The sequence below is a fragment of the Rhodococcus sp. SB1D genome, from assembly GCF_048573875.1.
Classification (GTDB): Bacteria; Actinomycetota; Actinomycetes; order Mycobacteriales; family Mycobacteriaceae; genus Rhodococcus_F; species Rhodococcus_F qingshengii.
This window is the reverse complement of record NZ_JBMAIQ010000004.1, coordinates 90,264-108,556: the sequence shown is the minus strand read 5'-3', so window position 1 is coordinate 108,556 and position 18,293 is coordinate 90,264. Positions and strand designations below refer to the sequence as shown.

The window sequence follows — 18,293 nt, the reverse complement described above, 5'->3', positions numbered from 1 at the left end:
GGTACAGGAGCAAATCTCACGTGACGTCCTCCGAACGGGCGATCGTTTCCCCGGCCGCCGCCTCACCATCGCTTTCCGTTTCGGCAACACCTGATCAACTGCCGGTACTGCGCTCACTGGTGCGGACCGTGGCCGCGCACTATGCGCTCTCGTTGGACGGGTTGTCCGACCTCGTTCTCGCCGTCGACGAAGCGGCAACCATTCTCATCGGCCACGCCCTCTCTTCCAGCACCTTGACGTGCGCGTTCGACGAAGATACCGAACCGGCCGCTGTGCGCGTAATGCTCTCCACGCCGACAACCGGGCAGATCACCACGAGCACCTCGTCCTTCGGATGGCATGTCCTCGAGATCCTGGTCGACGGAGTAGTCCTCGACCAAGTCCCACCGGCCTCACCGGAACAGAACTGGGCCGCGACGATCACACTGACCAAGGGTTTGCAGGCCCCTACGTGACCCCGACTGCCCGGGAAGTCAACGAATACTCACAGGTCACCGATCTGTTCCTTCGTCTCGCCGAAATGCCCGCCGGCGTCCCCGATTACGAGCAGCTTCGTACCGAGATCATCGAAACGTGCCTTCCTCTCGCTCATCACATCGCCCGCAGATATCGAGGACGCGGTCAATCACACGAAGATCTCGTCCAAGTCGCCAGCGTGGGCCTGGTCAATGCGGTCAATCGCTTCGACCTGGCGAAAGGCAAGGATTTCCTGTCCTTCGCTGTCCCGACGATGATGGGTGAGGTGCGCAAGCACTTCCGTGACCGAGGATGGGACGTTCGGGTTCCCCGCTCACTCCAGGAGAACTACCTGGCGCTGAAAAAAGCTCGTGCCTCGCTCACCCAGACTCTCGGACGCGAACCCACCGTTCCCGAACTCGCCGCAGAGATGGGCGTCGAACCCGCCGAGATTGCGAACATCGCCGCGGCCGGAGATTCCTACCATTCCGCGTCCCTGGACGTCCCGGCCTCACCCGACGGCGCCTCCATCGGAGACACGCTCGGCGACTACGACGCAGCGCTCGACGGGATCGACAACCACGAAACACTGCGGCCGGCACTGATGGCGTTGCCTGAACGGGAACGAGTAATCCTCGTGTACCGGTTCTTCGGCGAACTGACCCAAGCGGAGATCGCCGACAAAGTCGGCATTTCCCAGATGCACGTCTCACGCTTGCTCAGCCAATCCCTCAAAACCCTACGAAAAGAACTCGACAGCCTCGCCTCGTAGCAGCGTTGCGCCAAAGACAGAGACCTGGGGTGCCGCAACAGGGATGCGTGGGGCAGTGACGGCATCACGCGGGTTGGTGGCGTAACTGGCGGGTACCTTCCACAGCAGCTCCGGCGATCGGTAGATCCTCGAAGGATCCCGGTGCCCAAGGGCACGCCTGCCCGGATCTCCTGATGTAGCCAGCGGTCGAAACCGTGACGGCTCGCCGGATCCCAGATCAGTGAAACCCGACGAGCCGTGCCGTGCCCTGGCCCGGCAGAGGTCAGGCACGGCACAAGTGATCCACCGGACGCGAAATTGGGGGATCGGCTATCCAGTGGATCCTCAACTCACTACCCACGCTGCCCGTCATGTAAACGCCGCACCGAAACGTGAGCCGAAACGAACCGTTCACGAATGCGGTGATGCTCCGGACCAGTGACGGCCGGCGGATGCGCAGTATTCGTCGACGGCTATGTACACCGACGACCTTCAGGCTGGCGATCCGCGGACCCCTGCAGTGCACGAGGGAGACGTATTGCGCGCCAGGTTGCGCTTGATGCCTTGCGGCACTTGATGTTCGCCGCGGCTGGGGAAGGGACCGGCAGGCCGAGGACGCAACAGCAATTCTCTATATCCCGGACTGGACGATTTTTTGGCCTACCCGGGGCGAGGGCAGTGTCTGCGGGCGGTTCCTCGGTGTCCTCCTTGCGGGAGATGCGTTGCGAAGAGTCGACCGCCGTCTGCGTACCGTTCGACGGCGATCCCACAACTCGTGCCCGAGTTCGCCTCTGTGGCTGCCCTGATCGCATCGTTGTACGTCGTGGGTTGTTTCCCACCGGGTGTGCTCTCGGCGGCTCTGCACATGCTCTCCATGAAAGCCGACGGCAATGGCGGACCGGGGACGATGCCCCGGACTGAACTACCCGAGCGCCTCTACCGCACCCTGCGGGTTGTTGGCGGTGCTATGACCGATTGTCTTCGAACCTTCTCGCAGCGTGGGCGACGCCGCGACCTGGGCGAACCCGAAGACACACCTGACCGTGGTTCCACGTCGACTGCTGCGATGTGTATCAGTTGACAGAGTGGGTAGTTCGAAGGTCATGAGTACCGTGACCGAATCCGTTGATGTCAACGTCCCCATCCGTACCGCCTACGACCAGTGGACTCAATTCGAGTCGTTCCCCCACTTCATGTCCGGAGTACGGGAAATTCGACAAACCGACGATGTGCACACACATTGGATCCTCGAAATAGCCGGACAAACACGGGAATTCGACGCCACCATCACCGAACAGCACCCGGACGAACGCATTGCGTGGAAATCGGACGCAGGCCCCGATCATGCGGGTGTGATCACCTTCCACCGATTGGACGACTCGCACACCAGGGTGACAGCGCAGATGGACATCGACCCTGATGGCTTCGTCGAAAACATTGCCGACAAATTCGGAGTCCTCACCCACAGAGTCAAAAAGGACATGGAGAGCTTCAAGGAGTTCATCGAATCCCGCGACCAGGAAACAGGCGCCTGGCGGGGAAACATCGAACGCCCGGACCAGATACGCCCCGACGAAGTCTGAACTCCCGCATCCAGCATGCCGGGGGACTGCTGCGGCAGGAGTAGGCGCGGGCCACCGGAAGCGCGATCGCCCATCGGCGGCACGGTTCCCCCGGAGGGGGTTACTACGGCTTCCCGAGGCCTACACGTGCGTGCCGAGCGTGCCGGTGTCGTTCGCCACGTGAGGACGAACGAAGCCACTGGAAGTCCAGGCACATCACCACGGTCAGACCGACACCTAACATCACGAGTAAAAGAACCACGTTCACCATCGCCACAGCTCCCTCTGACATCGAATTATCCACTCACTTCCGGACGCGTGCGTTCGGGTACCTGGACTCAGGCAGCGGTCACGCCATGAATTGGTCGGACTGCCGATACGCGCATCCTCGACGTCGTCGACGGTCCGCTTGTGATTGGCTCTGTCGCCTCAGTACCCGGGTCTCGCTCGCTTGCGGATGCGAGGCCTACTACCTGTCGCCACCACCGTTCACGTTCCTCGGATTCGGCCCATACGATTACATCCATCAGTGTCTCCTCATCAACCCTGGGGTTGTTACCCAGGTCACAGACGTTGGAAACGTCGGACACACGGAATTTCCGTTGGGAGAAGCCGAGCTCGCTGTGTGCAGCCGACAAACGATCCTCCTCGAGGCCTCCGGAAACAGATCCGAAGACATGAAAGGACTACAGTCGAAAAAGCAGCCTACGAACTGACCCGCGGTCCAATCCACTCGATCCACCGTCGACGTCGATGCGGTCAGTTCGCAGGCTGCACAACACTTCTCGTGGTGTGTTGATGCGGGTGCGGGTCGTTGCGCTCAAACACAGACGACAGGGGTCAGGAACCTGACCGTAGGCCGCTGCAGGCGAGGAACATGATCAGCCCGCGGCGGATTCGGATGCCGCTCCTGAGGCGAAGTCCGAAGCCGGACGACGCCTATGCTCGGTATAAGATCTCGCGAGAGAGTGGAGCCCGGTATGAGTCCGAGAAGCACCTGGCTCGAAAGCCGAACAGCCCAACTACGGCAGACCCTTCTCGGGCTGGGGCTGACGATCACCGATGCCCAGGCCCGGGTACTGCTCAACGACAAACTCGACGAATACGCCCGCCTGATGCACGTCACCCGGCGCGCCGCTCAACGACATTTCACCGACGAACAGCTCTCCATCTTCGCCCACTCCCTCGCAACAGCCATTTCCGACGAAGCACCCGGCGCACGCCTGATCGAATTCGAACGCACCATCCCCATGCCCACCAACGCACTCGGGCTGACTATTGCCGCCCTGGCAGAAGCACTGAAAGTCGCCCACGGGAACCTCGAAGAGCACTCTCTGACCGACGGCTTGTCCCACCTGTCGACTCTGGGCATGATCGCCGCCGACGCCCGCACAAGCACCCGCGCCGGTACCGTCCCCATGCCCCGACCACTGCTGCTGCGGATCGGCCGGTTCCTCGACAACACCGCGAAAATGGTCAGCGAGGGGGCGAACCTGCCCGACGGCCTCGACGAAAACGCGAGAGCCCTCTTCGTCACCACCCTCCAACAAGACGCCGACGGACTACGCACCCTCGCGAACACCGAAGACGGTGACTCGCCGAAGCTTTGGCGTATCCCTGCGAGTAGCGAAACATCGCCGCGGCGCGAAGAAAGCACCCGACGTCATGCCGAAGTCGAGACAGTGCCGAACGCCGCAATGGAAGGCGCGCACGGGGATGCGATCCGCAGCGGACGACCTCGCCCTACGGAAACCTGACCTGCCAACACATGTGAGGAGTCACTAGTGAGGCCTATCGCCAGTTTCAGCGCCATGTTCGTGTGGGCCATCCTGCTCATCGCCGTCGTCGGCATCGCCGTGAGCCTGACCCAAGAGATGTGGGTTCCCTCCGTCGCCTGGGCGATCGTGGCAGGCGGCGCCGCTGCGGCTCTGATGCGTCTGCAACGCCGACAGGCCGACAACATCCGCGCATCGAAGGCTGCTCGTGCGCGGCGAGAACACAGCGCCAACCGCGGCAAGAACGATCACACCTGACAGATAGCGGCGCCGTCGGTGACTTCCTCCGTGCCCCGGCATCCGGGCGCGCCCACGGGGCGGACCAAACCCATGACTGGCGCAATCCTCCGGAATGGTTATCGGGTACAGCTCAGCGTGTTGAGAGCTGGCCTGTTGCAGTCAGCACTGCTGTATTCACTACTGCGCGTTCGTCATTCATCACTGACTTCGCGGTCCGTGGGGAATCGGTAAACCCGAATTCCGCCCTCGCGATCGGTGTATTGAATGCTCCAGAGAGTGCGATCCACCTGCCCCAACTCGATACTCCGAACGGCTTCCTCCAAGGTCGGGTACTCCGCTGTGCGCTGCGCAGCACCGTCGTAGAGAAAAGTGAAATGCATTCGGTCCTCGTCCTTTCTTCCTAGGCAGGTCAGGCTGCGACCGCGACCGGCCGGGGCGCAAAGGAGGACGAGCTTCGCAGTTTCGCGAGGCTTTGGGCGAGGAGCCGGGAAACGTGCATCTGCGACACTCCGATCTTCTCCGCGATTTCCGCCTGAGTCAGTTCCCCGAAGAAGCGGTAGATCACGATGGTGCGCTCACGTTCGGGCAGAGCGAGGAGCGCCGGCCGGAGCGTTTCCTGATTGTCGATGCCGTCGAGGGCAGCATCGAACTCTCCCAACGTATCTGCGATCGATCGTCCGTCACCGACGGCGGCTGCATCGAGGGACGCTGCGTGATAGGAATCGCCGGCGGCGACGATCTCCGCGACCTCGGCGGGCTCGACTCCGAGCTCTTTCGCCAGCTCCGGCACCGTAGGCTCACGCCCGAGATCCTGCGTGAGCGCGGTGCGTGCTTTGTTGAGCGCAAGATAGTTTTCCTGCAACGAGCGCGGAACCCGCACATCCCATCCGCGATCCCGGAAATGCTTACGCACCTCCCCCATCATCGTGGGAATCGCGAAGGCCAGGAAGTCTTTGCCCTTGGCCAGATCGAAACGGTTCACCGCACTGACCAGACCGACGCTGGCCGCTTGGACGAGATCTTCGTGCGCTTGTCCGCGGCCGCGATACCGCAAGGCGATATGGCGAGTCAGCGGTAGACATAGTTCGATGATCTGCGTGCGCAGACGCTCGCAGCGTGCGTCGTCTCCCGGCAGACAAGCCAACTCTTCCAGCAAGCCCGCGACCTGTGCGTATTCGGCGTCTTTCATGTGCCGGCTCACGAGATCACCAACTTCTGCCGGGTGGTCGTTGCTCGTGCGTATCGTGCTGCGGGCATCGTCTTCTCCTTCACAGTCGTGCTCAAGGGTTGATCGTCTGCAGGACTAGGCGGAATGAGGCCGCTGCGACCAGGGCGAACGCCACTCCGGTTAGCGGGCCGGCAAGGACGGATCCGACTGCGCCCAAGATTCCGGCGATCACGATCTCCAGGACGAGATCGAGCGTCACCCGCCTCCACCAACCTCGGGAGGCGACGGGCGTCGTGATCGGGGATCGCCGCTGCGCAGAGGACCGCCCGACGTCATATGCGGAGGTCATGGCAGTTGTCATTCACACTCCCGGGGTCCACGTGCTCACACACAGCTGTCTGATCCGATGTCGTAAATCTATATCAGTCGATGCAGATAAGCGACAATTCGAGCGGCAGAGAAGGCAGGGACGACGGCGCCCTGAGCAACCTATCCTTGGGATCACCTGCACATTCAGGTGTGTTTCCGTTCTTACCGGGCGGGTACGTTCTGGTCGTAACTATGTGCGGTTGCGCGAAAATCTGCAGTGCTGACCATAAGATTTGCAGCATTGCCCGGCGAAGGGATGGCGACGAGCCGTGTTAAAGTCGAGCGATATCCGGTTTGGCTGAGGGAGCAGTGCTGTGGCAGTAACAGATGCAGCGCACGTCCATGCTGCCCACGACCGCCGCGGGGTGTACGGGATTTCCGTGATGTCCGAACTGTCCGGCGTCGGCCCGCAAACATTGAGACTGTACGAGCGCCGCGGACTGCTCACCCCAGCCCGCACGGGCGGGGGAACCCGCCGCTACAGCGAAGCAGACCTGGCCACGTTGACACGTATCAGCGCGTTGATCGCCGAGGGCATCAACCTGACCGCGATCGGTGTCATCCTCGACCTGGAAAACCGGAACGCGATCCTGGTCGAACGCATCGCTCAGCTCAGTCAGATGCCCGCAGAGGAGTCGCCCTCCGAGAGCGTCCCGGAAGCCAGGGACCCCACGTCGGCGTGAGCGATGGCGCCGAAATCCGCATCGGCAGCGATCACATGCCCCTCCGATTCGAACTGGTCGATCGCCGCATCGAACGCATCGATGAGCCACGGCTTCTGCGCCTGCACGAGCAGAGTTTCCGAATTGTCGTCACCGGTCTGCACGATCCGCACCCACCACGAACCGCTCACATCGGGCTCGTCCCACAACCCTCGCGCAGAATTGGTGGCCAACACGTAGCGGTTGTACTCGAGGTCCACACGAATGGCGTACTGCCCGTCCACATTCACCACAGCAGCGGGCCGCTGCGACGCCGCAGCCAACGCGGTCAGTGCGTCGTCGTACAGTTCGGAGAACTTCTTCGTCAACGGCATTGTGCAGTCCTACTCGTTCGAGGCCCCCATGCGGACAGCACAAGGTCACAGTCCGTTGCCACTGCCTATGACGAAGAACTGGCATCCACCCTAACCCCACGAGGCGCACGTCAGTGGGAAGCGTCCCACCCGGTGATCATCCCAGGTGTGCGACAAGCGATCATGTTCGACGTCGATGTCCCCGTCAGAGCGGCGACGCGGACTCATGTGTTGTCCGGGGCGATCTGCACTGCGTTGTCCGGTGTGCGTGGCTCGCGAATCGCCAGCTGGCGCGCAATGTCGATCACCGGACCGTTCATCTCCTGCGAGAGGGTCCGGATCATCCTGAACGCGGCTATCGCATCGAGATCGAACCGTTCCATGAGTCTGCCCTTGGCCTGACCGATCAGATCGCGTGAGGCGAGAGCGCTGCGGAACTGCTCGTTACGGCGTGCACCCGACAATGCGATCGGCGCATGGGTGGCCAGATTGAGTGTCTGTTGCTCGGCCTCGTCGTCGATACCGCCGGCGGTGTCGGAGAACAGGTTCAACGCTCCGAGCTCTTGTCCATCGATGTAGAGCTGAATCGCGAGCGTCGACCGAACCGACGGTACTGCTCGAGGACGTCACCACGTGAAGGGACGACGGGCACGAAGCAGGACGGACAAGGACGCTCGCCCCGGTCCGCGGTAACTCGAAGGGCGTCGGAAAAGACATCCAAGGCGGACTGTGTGACGGCGATCTCGGTTGTCTCGATTCCGTGGTGGGTAGCCCGGCTGCATGGATCACACCCGAGCACCGTTGTTGGAGGCCCTCGCGCAGTACCGTCGGTTAGATCGGTACGGGTTCACCCCACCGGGACACAGACAAGGGCGCGGCACGGACCGGCGGGTACTCGACGTTCTCGGACGGGAGCCATTCCACGACGACGTTCTCGCTACGTCCGGCCTCGATGACCGCCGATCATCGAACGGTTACCTTGCAGATGCAGAACGATTGATGGCCGACGCGGTGGGCGCGGACTATGCGTTCTTCTCGACCTGCGGTAGTTCACTGTCCGTCAAGGCAGCAATGCTGGCAGTCGCAGGCAACGATCCTGGTGGGCTGCTGCTCAGTCGAGACAGTCACAAGTCGATCGTCGCCGGGCTGATCTTCGGCGGCATCACTCCCCGATGGATCACGCCGCAATGGGATGCTGCGCACCATATTTCGCATCCCCCTTCCCCCTCTCAAGTGCGTGATGCGTGGGAGAAGAACCCGGACGCGGCGGGGGCGCTGATCGTCAGCCCGAGTCCGTACGGCACCTGCGCAGACCTAGCCGCGATCGCAGACGAATGTCACCGCAGGGGTAAACCCTTGATCGTCGACGAGGCGTGGGGTGCACATCTACCGTTTCACGAAGGGTTGCCGACCTGGGCGATGGATGCAGGAGCGGACGTCTGCGTGGTCAGTGTGCACAAGATGGGGATGGGCTTCGAACAAGGGTCGGTCTTCCACGTCCAGGGAGACCTTGTCGACACTGCTCACCTGTCGGCGTGCGCCGATCTGTTGATGACCACGAGCCCCAACGTCATGATCTATTCAGCTCTCGACGGATGGCGCCGTCAGATGGTCGAGACCGGCCACGAGTTGTTGGATACAGCGCTGACACTGGTCACCTCGCTTCGTGAGGACATCGAGCAACTCCCAGGTCTCGAGGTTCTCGACTCCGAATTGCTGGGACACCAGGCTTCCCACGACCTCGACAGGATGCAAGTACTGATCGATGTTTCACAAACGGGAGCCACCGGCTACCAATGCGCGGATTGGCTCCGAGCCGAACGCTCGATCGATGTCGGCATGAGCGATCACCGGCGCATTCTCGCGACCGTCTCCACCGCAGACGATCGCGATACCACCCGAAGACTGCTGGACGGCCTCGAAGCTCTCTGCGGCGCAGCACCGAGCTTCCCCGAGACCCCGCGCATCGAGCTACCCTCGCCTGCGAGCCTGCAGCTCGAAACTGTGTCGTCGCCACGCGAGGCATTCTTCGGCCGAACAGAAATGGTCCCCGGCGTGCACGCTGCCGGACGTATCGCGGCCGAGCAACTCACCCCGTATCCACCCGGCATTCCGGTCGTGGTGCCTGGGGAGCGCCTTGACGCGGAAGTCATCGACTATCTCCAGTCCGGACTGCGTGCAGGGATGGCCGTGCCCGATGCCACCGACGCCTCACTCGAGTGCTTTCGGGTAACGAGATAAGGCGCCCTTGTCTTCCGGTTTGATCGTCTCCCCCACGGGTAGCGCCTGTACGAGACCGACACCTCAGTCCCCGTAGACGCAGTGGAAGGACACGCCAGTGCCTCGACAAGACTCACAACCCCCACTCAAGGATCAGGACCTCTACGAAGAACTACGGAAGAAGGGGGATTCGAAGCAGAAAGCAGCACGAATCTCCAACGCAGCCGCCAATCGGGGGCGATCGAGCGTGGGCAAGTCCGGCGGCAAGTCTTCGCCGTACGAAGAATGGACAGTCGAAGAATTGAAGAAGCGTGCCAAAGAACTTGACCTGCACGGGTACTCGAAACTCAACAAGAGCGAACTGATCGACGCCCTTCGCAATCACTGAAAAGGTTCCGATTCCGGCGGGAGCGTTCCACACGACACCCCTGAAGCTGTATCCCTCTGGCCGGTGGACAATGTTGCTCAGGAAGCGCTTTCGTGATCTTCGAGGCCGACAGCGAGTCGCAATTCCTTCAGATCCTTGTCGAGTTCGGGATGCTCCTTCGCCAGCTGCTTCATCAGATCCGCCAAACCGTCGGCGATGGCGTTCAACTTGTGCTGCACCGCATCGTCGGAGCGTTTCTGCGTGTTCTGCAGCAACGCCACCAGCAAGAACGTGACAATCGTGGTAACGGTGTTGATGATCAATTGCCAGGTGTCGATCGTCCCCAGCAGAAAGAACGAAGGCGCCCACAACACCACGATCACCACACACACCACAAAAAACCACGCCTGCGAGGTACGGGCACTGACGTAGGTGGCAAACCGATCGAAGACGGAGATCTTCGTCGAGACCTCGGACGGAAGTACTGCCGGCGGTTTCATCGCACAAGCCCCATATCCTGCCCACCCATCACTGTCGTCCGCATGTGCTCGCCTTTCGTGTGATACCTCGTCACTATGACCGTCACCAAGCACCCCGATGACTTCCCTGTCTATATCCCGACCACACCCAGTCGGCAACCCGAATAATGCCTCTGTTGCCTAACACCTTGCAGCAGAGCGAAAGTCGAGTAAGAACGAACTTCGGAGAGATTCACGGCAATTCTGTGCACCGACCGAAAAGAAGGGTCGGCCGGCGCCCTGCGGTTTCGACAGCCCGCGTGCGCCGCAAGGCGTCCGGCCCGTGCGAGTCGGAAAGCCCACCAGCCCCGACGCACACAATATGCGCTCCAACACGCAATATTCTGATTCCCGTCCCGCAGGACCGCAAACATCAACAGCACCTCCCGCGCGGCGGGAACCACGCGCAAACCGGCCGGGGTAAGAGTTCCCTTGCCCTGAAGCTTGCGTCACAACCCCAGGGAGTCGCCACTGTAATTGATAAACCGCTCGGTCAGTGTGAGTCGGGTGCGCCAGACTTGTGTTTGAACGCCCAGAACCGTTCCCGGTCATCCCAATTGCGAAGCCGGCGGCAAGGATTGCGTAGGCGGCGGGTGCGCTGCCGGTGAATCCGATGCCTCGCAGTCCCCCGCAGACTGCGATCGCGCCTGCAAGGCGGGCGATGATCGATCCGAACCCCCAGATCAAGAGTGCTGCTACGGCGATAATCACGGCGTCCGTGACGAGAATGCCTAGATCTTAACTGTCGAGCCACCGGCTCGAGCAAGCTCGGATCGTTCTTCCCGGTGAGATCACAGCGGTCGAGACTTCGTACGGTTCGAGATGCGGCTCCCGAACGGAATTGATCATCGCCGAACTTCACAGCGGGGGCGATCCGAGAGTTTCCCGCTCGGTTTGCGGAAGCGTCGATCGGTTACGAGAGTGAGTATGTAACGCCAGAACTGAGGATCCGATGATGATTGTGCTTTGCCTGGCGTGTATCCACCTCAACATGACACATCTTTGCTGAGTGATGTTCTTGTGGCACAAAGTTTGACGCCGCGGAGTCGGGTGCTGGATCTGTGTACCGGTACGGGTGTGTTGTCGGTTGCTGCAGCCAAGGCGGGGGCCGGGCACGTTATCGCGGTGGATATCGCTCGCCGGGCGTGTCTGAACGCGCGGCTCAATGCGGTCGTTGCGGGGAAGCGTATCGAGGTTCGACGTGGTGATCTGACGGCGGCGGTGCAGGGCGAGTTGTTCGATGTCGTCGTTTCCAACCCGCCGTATGTTCCGGCGTTGGGAGATGAGTTGCCTACGAGCGGTATCGAACGTGCGTGGGATGCCGGGAAAGACGGTCGGGCGTTACTCGACAGGATTGCGTTGTCTCGCGCTGAAGTGTTGGCTCCGGGCGGGGCGTTGCTGTTGCTGCAGTCAGCGCTGTGTGGTGTGCAGAAGACAGAGACAATCTTGGAAGAATGCGGTTTGACGGTGACTGTGGCGGCCAGGAGTTTCGTCCCTTTCGGTCCCGTCATGCATGCGCGCCGAGCAGTTCTCGAGCAACGGGGTTTGATCGTGGCCGGCCAGGATACTGAGGAACTCGTGGTTCTCCGCGCCACCAAATCATCTCCTTCGACCAGCACGATGGCATGACGGCGAGGCATAGGTGTGCCGCGGCGCCCACGCCATCTCTGGAGACTTTCCGTTCCTGCCGCGTATAAGAGCGGGACACGACGCAGACGCAGTGCGGTATCAGCGGGAAGTCGGCAGGGTGCGCACTGACGATATTCTGGGAGCGAAGACGCGTATCGCTTCTCCGGCAAGGGTGTTGACTGCATGAGCGACTGCGTTGTGCCCGCCTCTCGGTTGCTGAGGGACATCACGCGGTGTCTCGGCGTGGCTCAAACGTCATCTCTGACACATGCTCAACGGATATTGCCGGTGTCGGGCATCAGCCAAGATACACGGAGCGTTCGCCCCGGCGATCTCTACTTCGCCTTACCCGCCTGACCGTGTCGGACCTCGCACCGGTCGCCGAAGGCACGACCGACGTGGCCGCCGTCAACCGATTGGTCGCACTGGTTCACCGCCTCGAAGCATTGAACGTGCGTCCGACCGCGCTGGCATCCCACGTCTCGGTACGCTGAGCACTCCATGAGCAAAGATCTTTCGCCCCGCTTCGTCAGCGCCCCGCCGGGTCCGTGGGCCGGGCGCGCGACACCGGCCGTGACCGGCGGATCCTCTCAGCGGTCCTCGATCTGGTCAGTGAACAGGGCACCGGCGCGATCAGCATGGAAGCCGTAGCCGCGCGAGCGGGTGTTGCAAAGTCCACCGTGTACCGACGCTGGCGAAGTCTGCCCGACCTGCTGGCCGACCCAGTGGACACCATCACCTTCCCCGGCGCCCACTGCACACCAACAGGCAACCTCCGCGATGACCTCGTCGAGGGCATCATCACCGCCTCAGGCTGCATGGATGCCCGCCGCCAACGCATCATCAGCGCGCTTCTCAACAACGGGCGCGACCAGGCCGAGCTTGTCGAAGCGCTACGGGTCCGCTTCGTCAACGCAATCGCCGCAGCCATGGCGGCAGCAGTCCGAACCGCCGGGGACGAGCAGCTCGGATGTGACGCGGATGCCGGCGAGGCCGACCAGAGCGGCGCAGAGGCCGCGGCTCAGTGGTCGGCCGGGTCGATGGACCTGGCCGTAGTTATCGGACTCCTGACGAGCCTTCCTCATACAACCGGACGCCCGCTCGACCACGCCGAGTTCGAACGCATAGTCGACGAGGTACTGATCCCACTGTGGGAAAGCCGACGCCGTTGACGGAGGCCAGGCGCAACTTCGATCAGCCTTCGCGGGTTCGTTCTCACACGCCCAGTTCCGCGTCATTGCGTCTTCCAATGCCGAGCAATCAGCTTTGATCAGCCGGTCGATATTCGATCGGTTCGCTGGTTTGAGGTCGTTGTAAAGCTGTCTTTTGGGTTGATGCCTTGCGTTATCCGGGCCTCGCGGCCGGTGGGGTCGGCGGACTGTTGAGCATCAGCGACATGTTCAAGTAAGTCCTTCAGGGCCGCCCGGACGCCGATGCCTGCGATCACTTGCATTACGCGATGATTCGGGGCAGTTTGTGCGCGGCGCCCCTGGCGACGGAACAAGAGGTGGCCCAAACCGGATCACGGCTGCCCCGGTTGAGCCATGCGTGCCCGACCTAGTCCACTCAGGCGGCACGCCGTTCTCGGTGGTCTGCTCCGGGCCGCACGCTGAACCGGAGCGGGCCGATTGTGGCGCGCGGATCAGGTGCCCACCGGCGCCGGAGCGTGACCGCAGCTCCGTGGTCGGCGCGTACGAACTGTCAGGGACGGGCGCGCAGTCTTGGCGGTCCACCGACATCAGCTGTGGACATCCCGTCGGCGGACCATGCGTGTCGGGACCGATGAAAGTTCGACACGCAGATTAGCGGTCCACCGGTGAGAGCAGGTGGGGTTCATCCGATGGACCAAACCACTAATGCCCCACCCATTGAACTTGCAAACATGGGCGATCCATCCGGTCGCTCGCCAGTAACAACCAGACGGATCAACCGCACCCCGGCCGGAATAGCGGGCACGCAGCCAGGTGTCCCCGCGGACGTACACGGTCACGTCGGCCCGAGGGGTCGATCCCCTGCTGCCCGCAAATGCTCTTACGAGTGACCGGAACCGGTAACCTATACCGTCACAGTCCGCATCGCAGCGATCCGCTGGCTCCGCGCGGGTGACTTCTGAAAAACGACTAGGAGACACTTTCCGTGAAAATCTAGGCCCGGCGGACGTCCACGCTAAAGTTGACGAATACGCTGAGGATCAAGCAGACAACTCGGAGGATTGCGCCTTGGTGGAGAGACTGATTCAACAGCGCGTCGACGATCTCGACGGGATGCCTGTCGCCCATGAGGTCAACGAGAGAATTGAATTCTCCTTCCGCGGAACAGATTACGTGATCGATCTTAGGCCAGCCAATGCGGAAAAGTTGAAAGCCGTTCTCCGGCAATACATCGCTTGTGCACAACGGATCGACACCAAGACCATCGATGCAGAATCCCGAGGTGTCGAAAAGCCCCTCGATTTCGGACATACCGAGCAGCAGCTGCAGGCCGTACTCAGCTGGGCAAAGATTCATAACTATGCAGTGTCCCCGTCCGGAGGGATCACGAAGCAGATCATTCAGGCGTTCAATGCCGCGCACCGCCGATCTTCGTTCGACGACAGAATCGTAAGTGAAGCAGGACAGGCACCCAGATAGGCGCGGCCTCACCTCCCGTGCACGTCAACAGCATCTCCAAGTGCCACGGCAACCTTGCTTGCCTTCATCGAAGTGAGCAAATCGGGCGAACGACAACGCAAGATACTGCGGTATCTGTAAACACTTGGACGGCACATCACGGTCACTGAATTTTGGTTTGCGTTCAGCCTCCCCCACATCCATCCGGCAGGACCGAATCAACCTCTCCCCTACCTGACTGACGCTGAGTTGCACCGGCGGGTCCGTAAACTTTCTTAGATGCGCCCGCGGTCCACGATGCCATTCGCCCGAGTTCCGCCGGAACGTACTCGATCTGTTGATCAAGTATCCGGAGCTGGACGGGTGGCGGGGCACCGAGTGCAGGACCGGATCGGGAGGGAACGCCTCGACTTAGCGACCACTGAAGGGTTACCGGACCGCTGACACACCCGTCAAGGAGAAGCGACGAGCTCGAGGCCGCAATTCAGCAGTGAAGTCGCCGAAAGACGAAAGTTGCCCCACGCCCGAACGGGCGTGGGGCAACTCTCACCGAGCATTGCGACGCTGCATATTCAGCGCACGCTGGAAGTTACATCGACTCGGCGTGCGGCACCCGCGCCCGCAATCATGGGTGCAGGTTGCCCGCGCCACCGTTAGGGGCAAGAACCGAACCGATATTCGCGTCGGTTCGCGGGTTGACGTCCGTTGCCAAGCACATCGTCGGGGCGTACTGAGTTCCGAACAGTGTCGCCTTCGACAGGAACGTCATGTAGTTCTTCGGGTTTGCGTACTTTCCGGCATCACCGTCGGTATTGACGTAGACCGCAGGATTGGAGGAAGTCGTGACAACTTGAACCGAAGGCAGCGTGAAGGTCGCGCCGGCAAGCGCGGTCAAACCCGCATCAGAGGTATTCGAACCGCCCGGACTCGCACCCGCAATCGTTGTTCCGACTCCGCCATTGAGAGAAAGGTAGGACCCTGTAGCGTCCGCAGCACCACTTGCATTTACTCGCGTGACCACCGGAGTGCCACTGAATCCACTGCCCGTCCCGGAGACGATGGACGCTGAGGTGAAGGTTGCCGGATCGATCTTGAATACGAGGTTCAAGCGATTCAGATTGATGACGGTGGCACCGCCACCACTGGTCGGAACAGTTTGCGAGCCTGGCTGGATCGTGTAGGTGCCCGGTGTCGACGACGAATGCGCAACCGACATGGAGTGAGCCTGAAGCGGCTGGTGAACATTCCCGGCAATGAGTGAATTGGGGTCACCCATACAGGCGTTGTTGTAATTCGTCGTCACGTTGTGGGCCGACGCCGGCATCGTGGCCGCAAACACCAGTCCTAATGCTGCCGCAGAGATCGCAGCAGTTGTTCCGGCACGCCGAGCGAGAGATACAGTCATTGTGAACCTTTTCCTTCGTTGAGAAACGATTGACGTTCAACAAGATGAAATGTCGCAACAGATTTCGAATCGCGGCATCATCGCAAAGAAAATTCCTCCTCCCTATCCGTAGACAGAACGAACTCGGTAACAGCGCCATTCCAGGAGTTACTTCCCGGAGGCAGGCAGGTTCGAATACCGTTGCAGGACAGCACGAGAGTAGATTTCAGCCCAGTAAGTCCCCACATGGTCGGCGGTAGAAGATCGATGTAGGGGTAAGCCTTCGCAGCGATGCAGAAGAATCGCATCCTGCGTCCAGTACCGGCGAGAATTCTCGCATCCCGAAACCCTAGAACAGGTACCAGTTTTCTCACTTTGCCGACTAAGTCAAGGAAAAACGAAAAGTTCATACTTTAGACGCAGCACGAGGGTCTTTCGCCTCCACTGAAAGTCGGAAGACGGGCCGAGCAGCCGAACAGAATTGGCAGACAACGTAACTGAATCGGCTCCAAGGGAGACCGATTCACTCCGCGCTCGTGTTGCCGCGCGAGCATTCGCAGGCTCGCGCGACTCAACCTGACTGCCCCGGCATCCATTAGTACTTTGGACGATAGTTTGCGAATTTCGCCCAAAATGACCGAAATCGGATACTCTTCTGCCACAAGCAATCCAAGCCACGCGGGGATTCGAATGTGGCACGAATTGACTACCAGCCGCAGGGGGACTGACCGGGAGGTTGACCATTGGACCTGCAGTACGTCGCCTTCGCGCGTGCCGACCCGCGCTACTACGACCACATCAGAACAGCGGCTCGACTTCATTCACCGCCCAACCAACACTTCATCCCCGACAGGTCAGTGGACTAGTCGCTCTGACGACGCGGTCCCAAGGCAGACCGTGTGACTGCCCGTCGCCTGTGGTGCCGAATGAGGGGGCCAAGGCCGCGGAACGAATCCAACCAACACGATCGGCGTGCACAATCCCCCCCGGGAGTCAGTTTCCGATTCTTGATCGCGACATTCCAAGGCACTCAATACCAGCGTCGAGCCATGGCAATTGCCGATCGACCGACCAGCGGTCTTCTGGCCGAACACGTCAAATACCGGGCCGCAGTACAGTTCTTCCGAGTGGGGTGCTCGACAATGTCATTGAACCACAACCCTTTTGGCACGATAGGAAGAAGATGCCGGTGTTCGAGATCATCTGCCGTCGCGACGCCCTTCAACCGTTGGTCTTCGCCGGACCATGCACGCCGGCGACGCCGACGAGCCTCAGAGTTCACCGACGAGGTTTTCGCTGACCGCGATGTCCATACTGCGTGTGAGCTCCGTATGCACACATCAAGACCCGTAGGTCTGTCGCGAGGCTGTATGGACTTCTCCAGTCAGCCCGGTGAGCCACTGTCCTCGTATCCATGTCGGGTGACATCGGCTGGACCTTGTATATGCAGTAGTCGGGGTTGATGACGCCAAAAGCCGGCGACAACCGTTCACGGGACCGCGTCGACGAGGGTATCGCACATCGAGTGAATCCTTCTGGAGCCGAGCAGTTCTCCCCGAAAAACGCTGCGGCAGTGCGGAGAATTTCGACATCGATTTCGAGTTGTCGGATGCGTTTAATCGCTTTTGTCAGCTGCGCAGATTCTGTTCTGGGGATGCCTGACCGTTCGCCTGGTCGACTTGGCCTTGGCGAACCCAACTATGGAACGCGGGGGCGCTGAGGCCGAGTTCGCATGCGGCGGTGGTGATCGGTTTGTCAACTCGGACAAGAGTTGCGGCCCGGAATCGGAACTCCGACGGATACCGTCGTGGAATGAATCGAAGCCTTTGAGCGAGGCACGATCTTCACCTTGGGGCAGGTCAAGATGCCAACACTAGCCCTGGTGATTGCGTCGAGCTGCATCTGACTCGAAGGTCAACTGACCGACAACGCAATGTCATTGTCAGCGCTCCTCGAGACTTGTGGACAGTTCGAATCAATGACAAGCGCAGCGTTACACCACTGCTCGACGGTGCGAGTCGGATAGGGCGCACCTACTGATCCTCGGGAGGCAACCAAATCGACGCTACGGTTGCTGTCCCGTCAGGCGATCATTCAGGGTGGAGAAATGAACCGGCTTCGAAGCGAACTCACCGATCTCGTGGCCCAGTCAACTTTTGTACTGCTCGCCGTACCGGGTGCTGTCGACGCCGACCATCCACACTGCTCGTCACCACAGGCGGCCATCCCG

General features: G+C 60.9%; 20 protein-coding genes and 1 pseudogene. 13 read left to right on the top strand and 8 right to left on the bottom strand.

Annotated features, from left to right (window positions below; all coding sequences use genetic code 11):
• Positions 1–20: 20 nt before the first annotated feature.
• From ACN50D_RS11945 to ACN50D_RS11920, 6 genes are all read left to right on the top strand, one after another.
• Positions 21–455, top strand: coding sequence for an ATP-binding protein (locus ACN50D_RS11945; protein ID WP_211921987.1), 435 nt, complete (start codon positions 21–23; stop codon positions 453–455).
• Positions 456–520: 65 nt separating this feature from the next.
• Complete coding sequence (locus ACN50D_RS11940) at positions 521–1,228, top strand: SigB/SigF/SigG family RNA polymerase sigma factor (protein WP_249343122.1); 708 nt, start codon at positions 521–523, stop codon at positions 1,226–1,228.
• A 754-nt stretch (positions 1,229–1,982) separates the two neighbouring features.
• Positions 1,983–2,288, top strand: coding sequence for a hypothetical protein (locus tag ACN50D_RS11935; protein WP_211921983.1), 306 nt, complete (start codon positions 1,983–1,985; stop codon positions 2,286–2,288).
• Between the two features lie 22 nt (positions 2,289–2,310).
• Positions 2,311–2,790, top strand: coding sequence for an SRPBCC family protein (locus tag ACN50D_RS11930; protein ID WP_211921981.1), 480 nt, complete (start codon positions 2,311–2,313; stop codon positions 2,788–2,790).
• Between the two features lie 959 nt (positions 2,791–3,749).
• Positions 3,750–4,526: a hypothetical protein gene (locus ACN50D_RS11925; protein ID WP_211921979.1), complete on the top strand. Its 777-nt coding sequence runs from the start codon at positions 3,750–3,752 to the stop codon at positions 4,524–4,526.
• Positions 4,527–4,553: 27 nt separating this feature from the next.
• Positions 4,554–4,802 (top strand): hypothetical protein, encoded by a 249-nt coding sequence (locus ACN50D_RS11920; RefSeq protein WP_211921977.1) that lies wholly within the window; start codon positions 4,554–4,556, stop codon positions 4,800–4,802.
• A 173-nt stretch (positions 4,803–4,975) separates the two neighbouring features.
• On the opposite strand, the gene ACN50D_RS11915 is transcribed toward ACN50D_RS11920, so the two are convergent.
• From ACN50D_RS11915 to ACN50D_RS11905, 3 genes are all read right to left on the bottom strand, one after another.
• A complete protein-coding gene (locus tag ACN50D_RS11915; protein ID WP_211921975.1) occupies positions 4,976–5,164 on the bottom strand; it encodes a hypothetical protein in 189 nt (62 codons plus the stop codon).
• Between the two features lie 29 nt (positions 5,165–5,193).
• Positions 5,194–5,973, bottom strand: coding sequence for a SigB/SigF/SigG family RNA polymerase sigma factor (locus tag ACN50D_RS11910; RefSeq protein WP_212633801.1), 780 nt, complete (start codon positions 5,971–5,973; stop codon positions 5,194–5,196).
• Positions 5,974–6,064: 91 nt separating this feature from the next.
• Positions 6,065–6,313 carry a hypothetical protein gene (locus ACN50D_RS11905; protein WP_211921973.1) on the bottom strand — a complete coding sequence of 83 codons (249 nt, stop codon included), beginning with the start codon at positions 6,311–6,313 and terminating at the stop codon, positions 6,065–6,067.
• A gap of 391 nt (positions 6,314–6,704) precedes the next feature.
• On the opposite strand from ACN50D_RS11905, the gene ACN50D_RS11900 reads away from it, so the two are divergent.
• Entirely contained in the window at positions 6,705–7,004 is a 300-nt protein-coding gene (locus ACN50D_RS11900) for a MerR family transcriptional regulator (RefSeq protein ID WP_212633800.1), read from the top strand.
• On the opposite strand, the gene ACN50D_RS11895 is transcribed toward ACN50D_RS11900, so the two are convergent.
• Positions 6,938–7,357 carry a hypothetical protein gene (locus ACN50D_RS11895; RefSeq protein WP_211921972.1) on the bottom strand — a complete coding sequence of 140 codons (420 nt, stop codon included), beginning with the start codon at positions 7,355–7,357 and terminating at the stop codon, positions 6,938–6,940. The two genes, ACN50D_RS11900 and ACN50D_RS11895, sit on opposite strands and share 67 nt — an antisense overlap.
• Positions 7,358–7,560: 203 nt before the next feature.
• Positions 7,561–7,887: an ANTAR domain-containing protein gene (locus ACN50D_RS11890; RefSeq protein ID WP_249343084.1), complete on the bottom strand. Its 327-nt coding sequence runs from the start codon at positions 7,885–7,887 to the stop codon at positions 7,561–7,563.
• Positions 7,888–8,116: 229 nt separating this feature from the next.
• Here ACN50D_RS11890 and ACN50D_RS11885 point away from each other — a divergent pair, with 229 nt between their 5' ends.
• Both ACN50D_RS11885 and ACN50D_RS11880 read left to right on the top strand, forming a co-directional pair.
• On the top strand, positions 8,117–9,577 hold the full coding sequence (locus tag ACN50D_RS11885; RefSeq protein WP_211921970.1) for an aminotransferase class I/II-fold pyridoxal phosphate-dependent enzyme: 1,461 nt from the start codon (positions 8,117–8,119) through the stop codon (positions 9,575–9,577).
• Positions 9,578–9,674: 97 nt separating this feature from the next.
• Positions 9,675–9,944, top strand: a complete 270-nt coding sequence (locus ACN50D_RS11880) for a DUF7218 family protein (RefSeq protein ID WP_211921968.1) — start codon at positions 9,675–9,677, stop codon at positions 9,942–9,944.
• A gap of 77 nt (positions 9,945–10,021) precedes the next feature.
• Here ACN50D_RS11880 and ACN50D_RS11875 read toward each other — a convergent pair whose 3' ends face one another.
• Positions 10,022–10,423, bottom strand: a complete 402-nt coding sequence (locus ACN50D_RS11875) for a low affinity iron permease family protein (RefSeq protein WP_211921966.1) — start codon at positions 10,421–10,423, stop codon at positions 10,022–10,024.
• A gap of 769 nt (positions 10,424–11,192) precedes the next feature.
• A pseudogene (locus ACN50D_RS11870) lies at positions 11,193–11,293 on the bottom strand (SOS response-associated peptidase); the annotation flags it as partial.
• Positions 11,294–11,407: 114 nt separating this feature from the next.
• Between ACN50D_RS11870 and ACN50D_RS11865 the strand changes: the two are divergent.
• The 4 genes from ACN50D_RS11865 (at position 11,408) to ACN50D_RS11850 (ending at position 14,700) form a co-directional block, all read left to right on the top strand.
• Positions 11,408–12,070: a HemK2/MTQ2 family protein methyltransferase gene (locus tag ACN50D_RS11865; protein WP_211921964.1), complete on the top strand. Its 663-nt coding sequence runs from the start codon at positions 11,408–11,410 to the stop codon at positions 12,068–12,070.
• Positions 12,071–12,429: 359 nt separating this feature from the next.
• Positions 12,430–12,564, top strand: a complete 135-nt coding sequence (locus tag ACN50D_RS11860; RefSeq protein ID WP_283245746.1) for a hypothetical protein — start codon at positions 12,430–12,432, stop codon at positions 12,562–12,564.
• 54 nt (positions 12,565–12,618) lie between these two features.
• Entirely contained in the window at positions 12,619–13,242 is a 624-nt protein-coding gene (locus ACN50D_RS11855) for a TetR/AcrR family transcriptional regulator (protein ID WP_211921962.1), read from the top strand.
• A 930-nt stretch (positions 13,243–14,172) separates the two neighbouring features.
• Entirely contained in the window at positions 14,173–14,700 is a 528-nt protein-coding gene (locus tag ACN50D_RS11850) for an Lsr2 dimerization domain-containing protein (RefSeq protein ID WP_211921960.1), read from the top strand.
• A gap of 604 nt (positions 14,701–15,304) precedes the next feature.
• Here ACN50D_RS11850 and ACN50D_RS11845 read toward each other — a convergent pair.
• Positions 15,305–16,084, bottom strand: a complete 780-nt coding sequence (locus ACN50D_RS11845; RefSeq protein WP_064688373.1) for a hypothetical protein — start codon at positions 16,082–16,084, stop codon at positions 15,305–15,307.
• Positions 16,085–18,293: the final 2,209 nt, after the last annotated feature.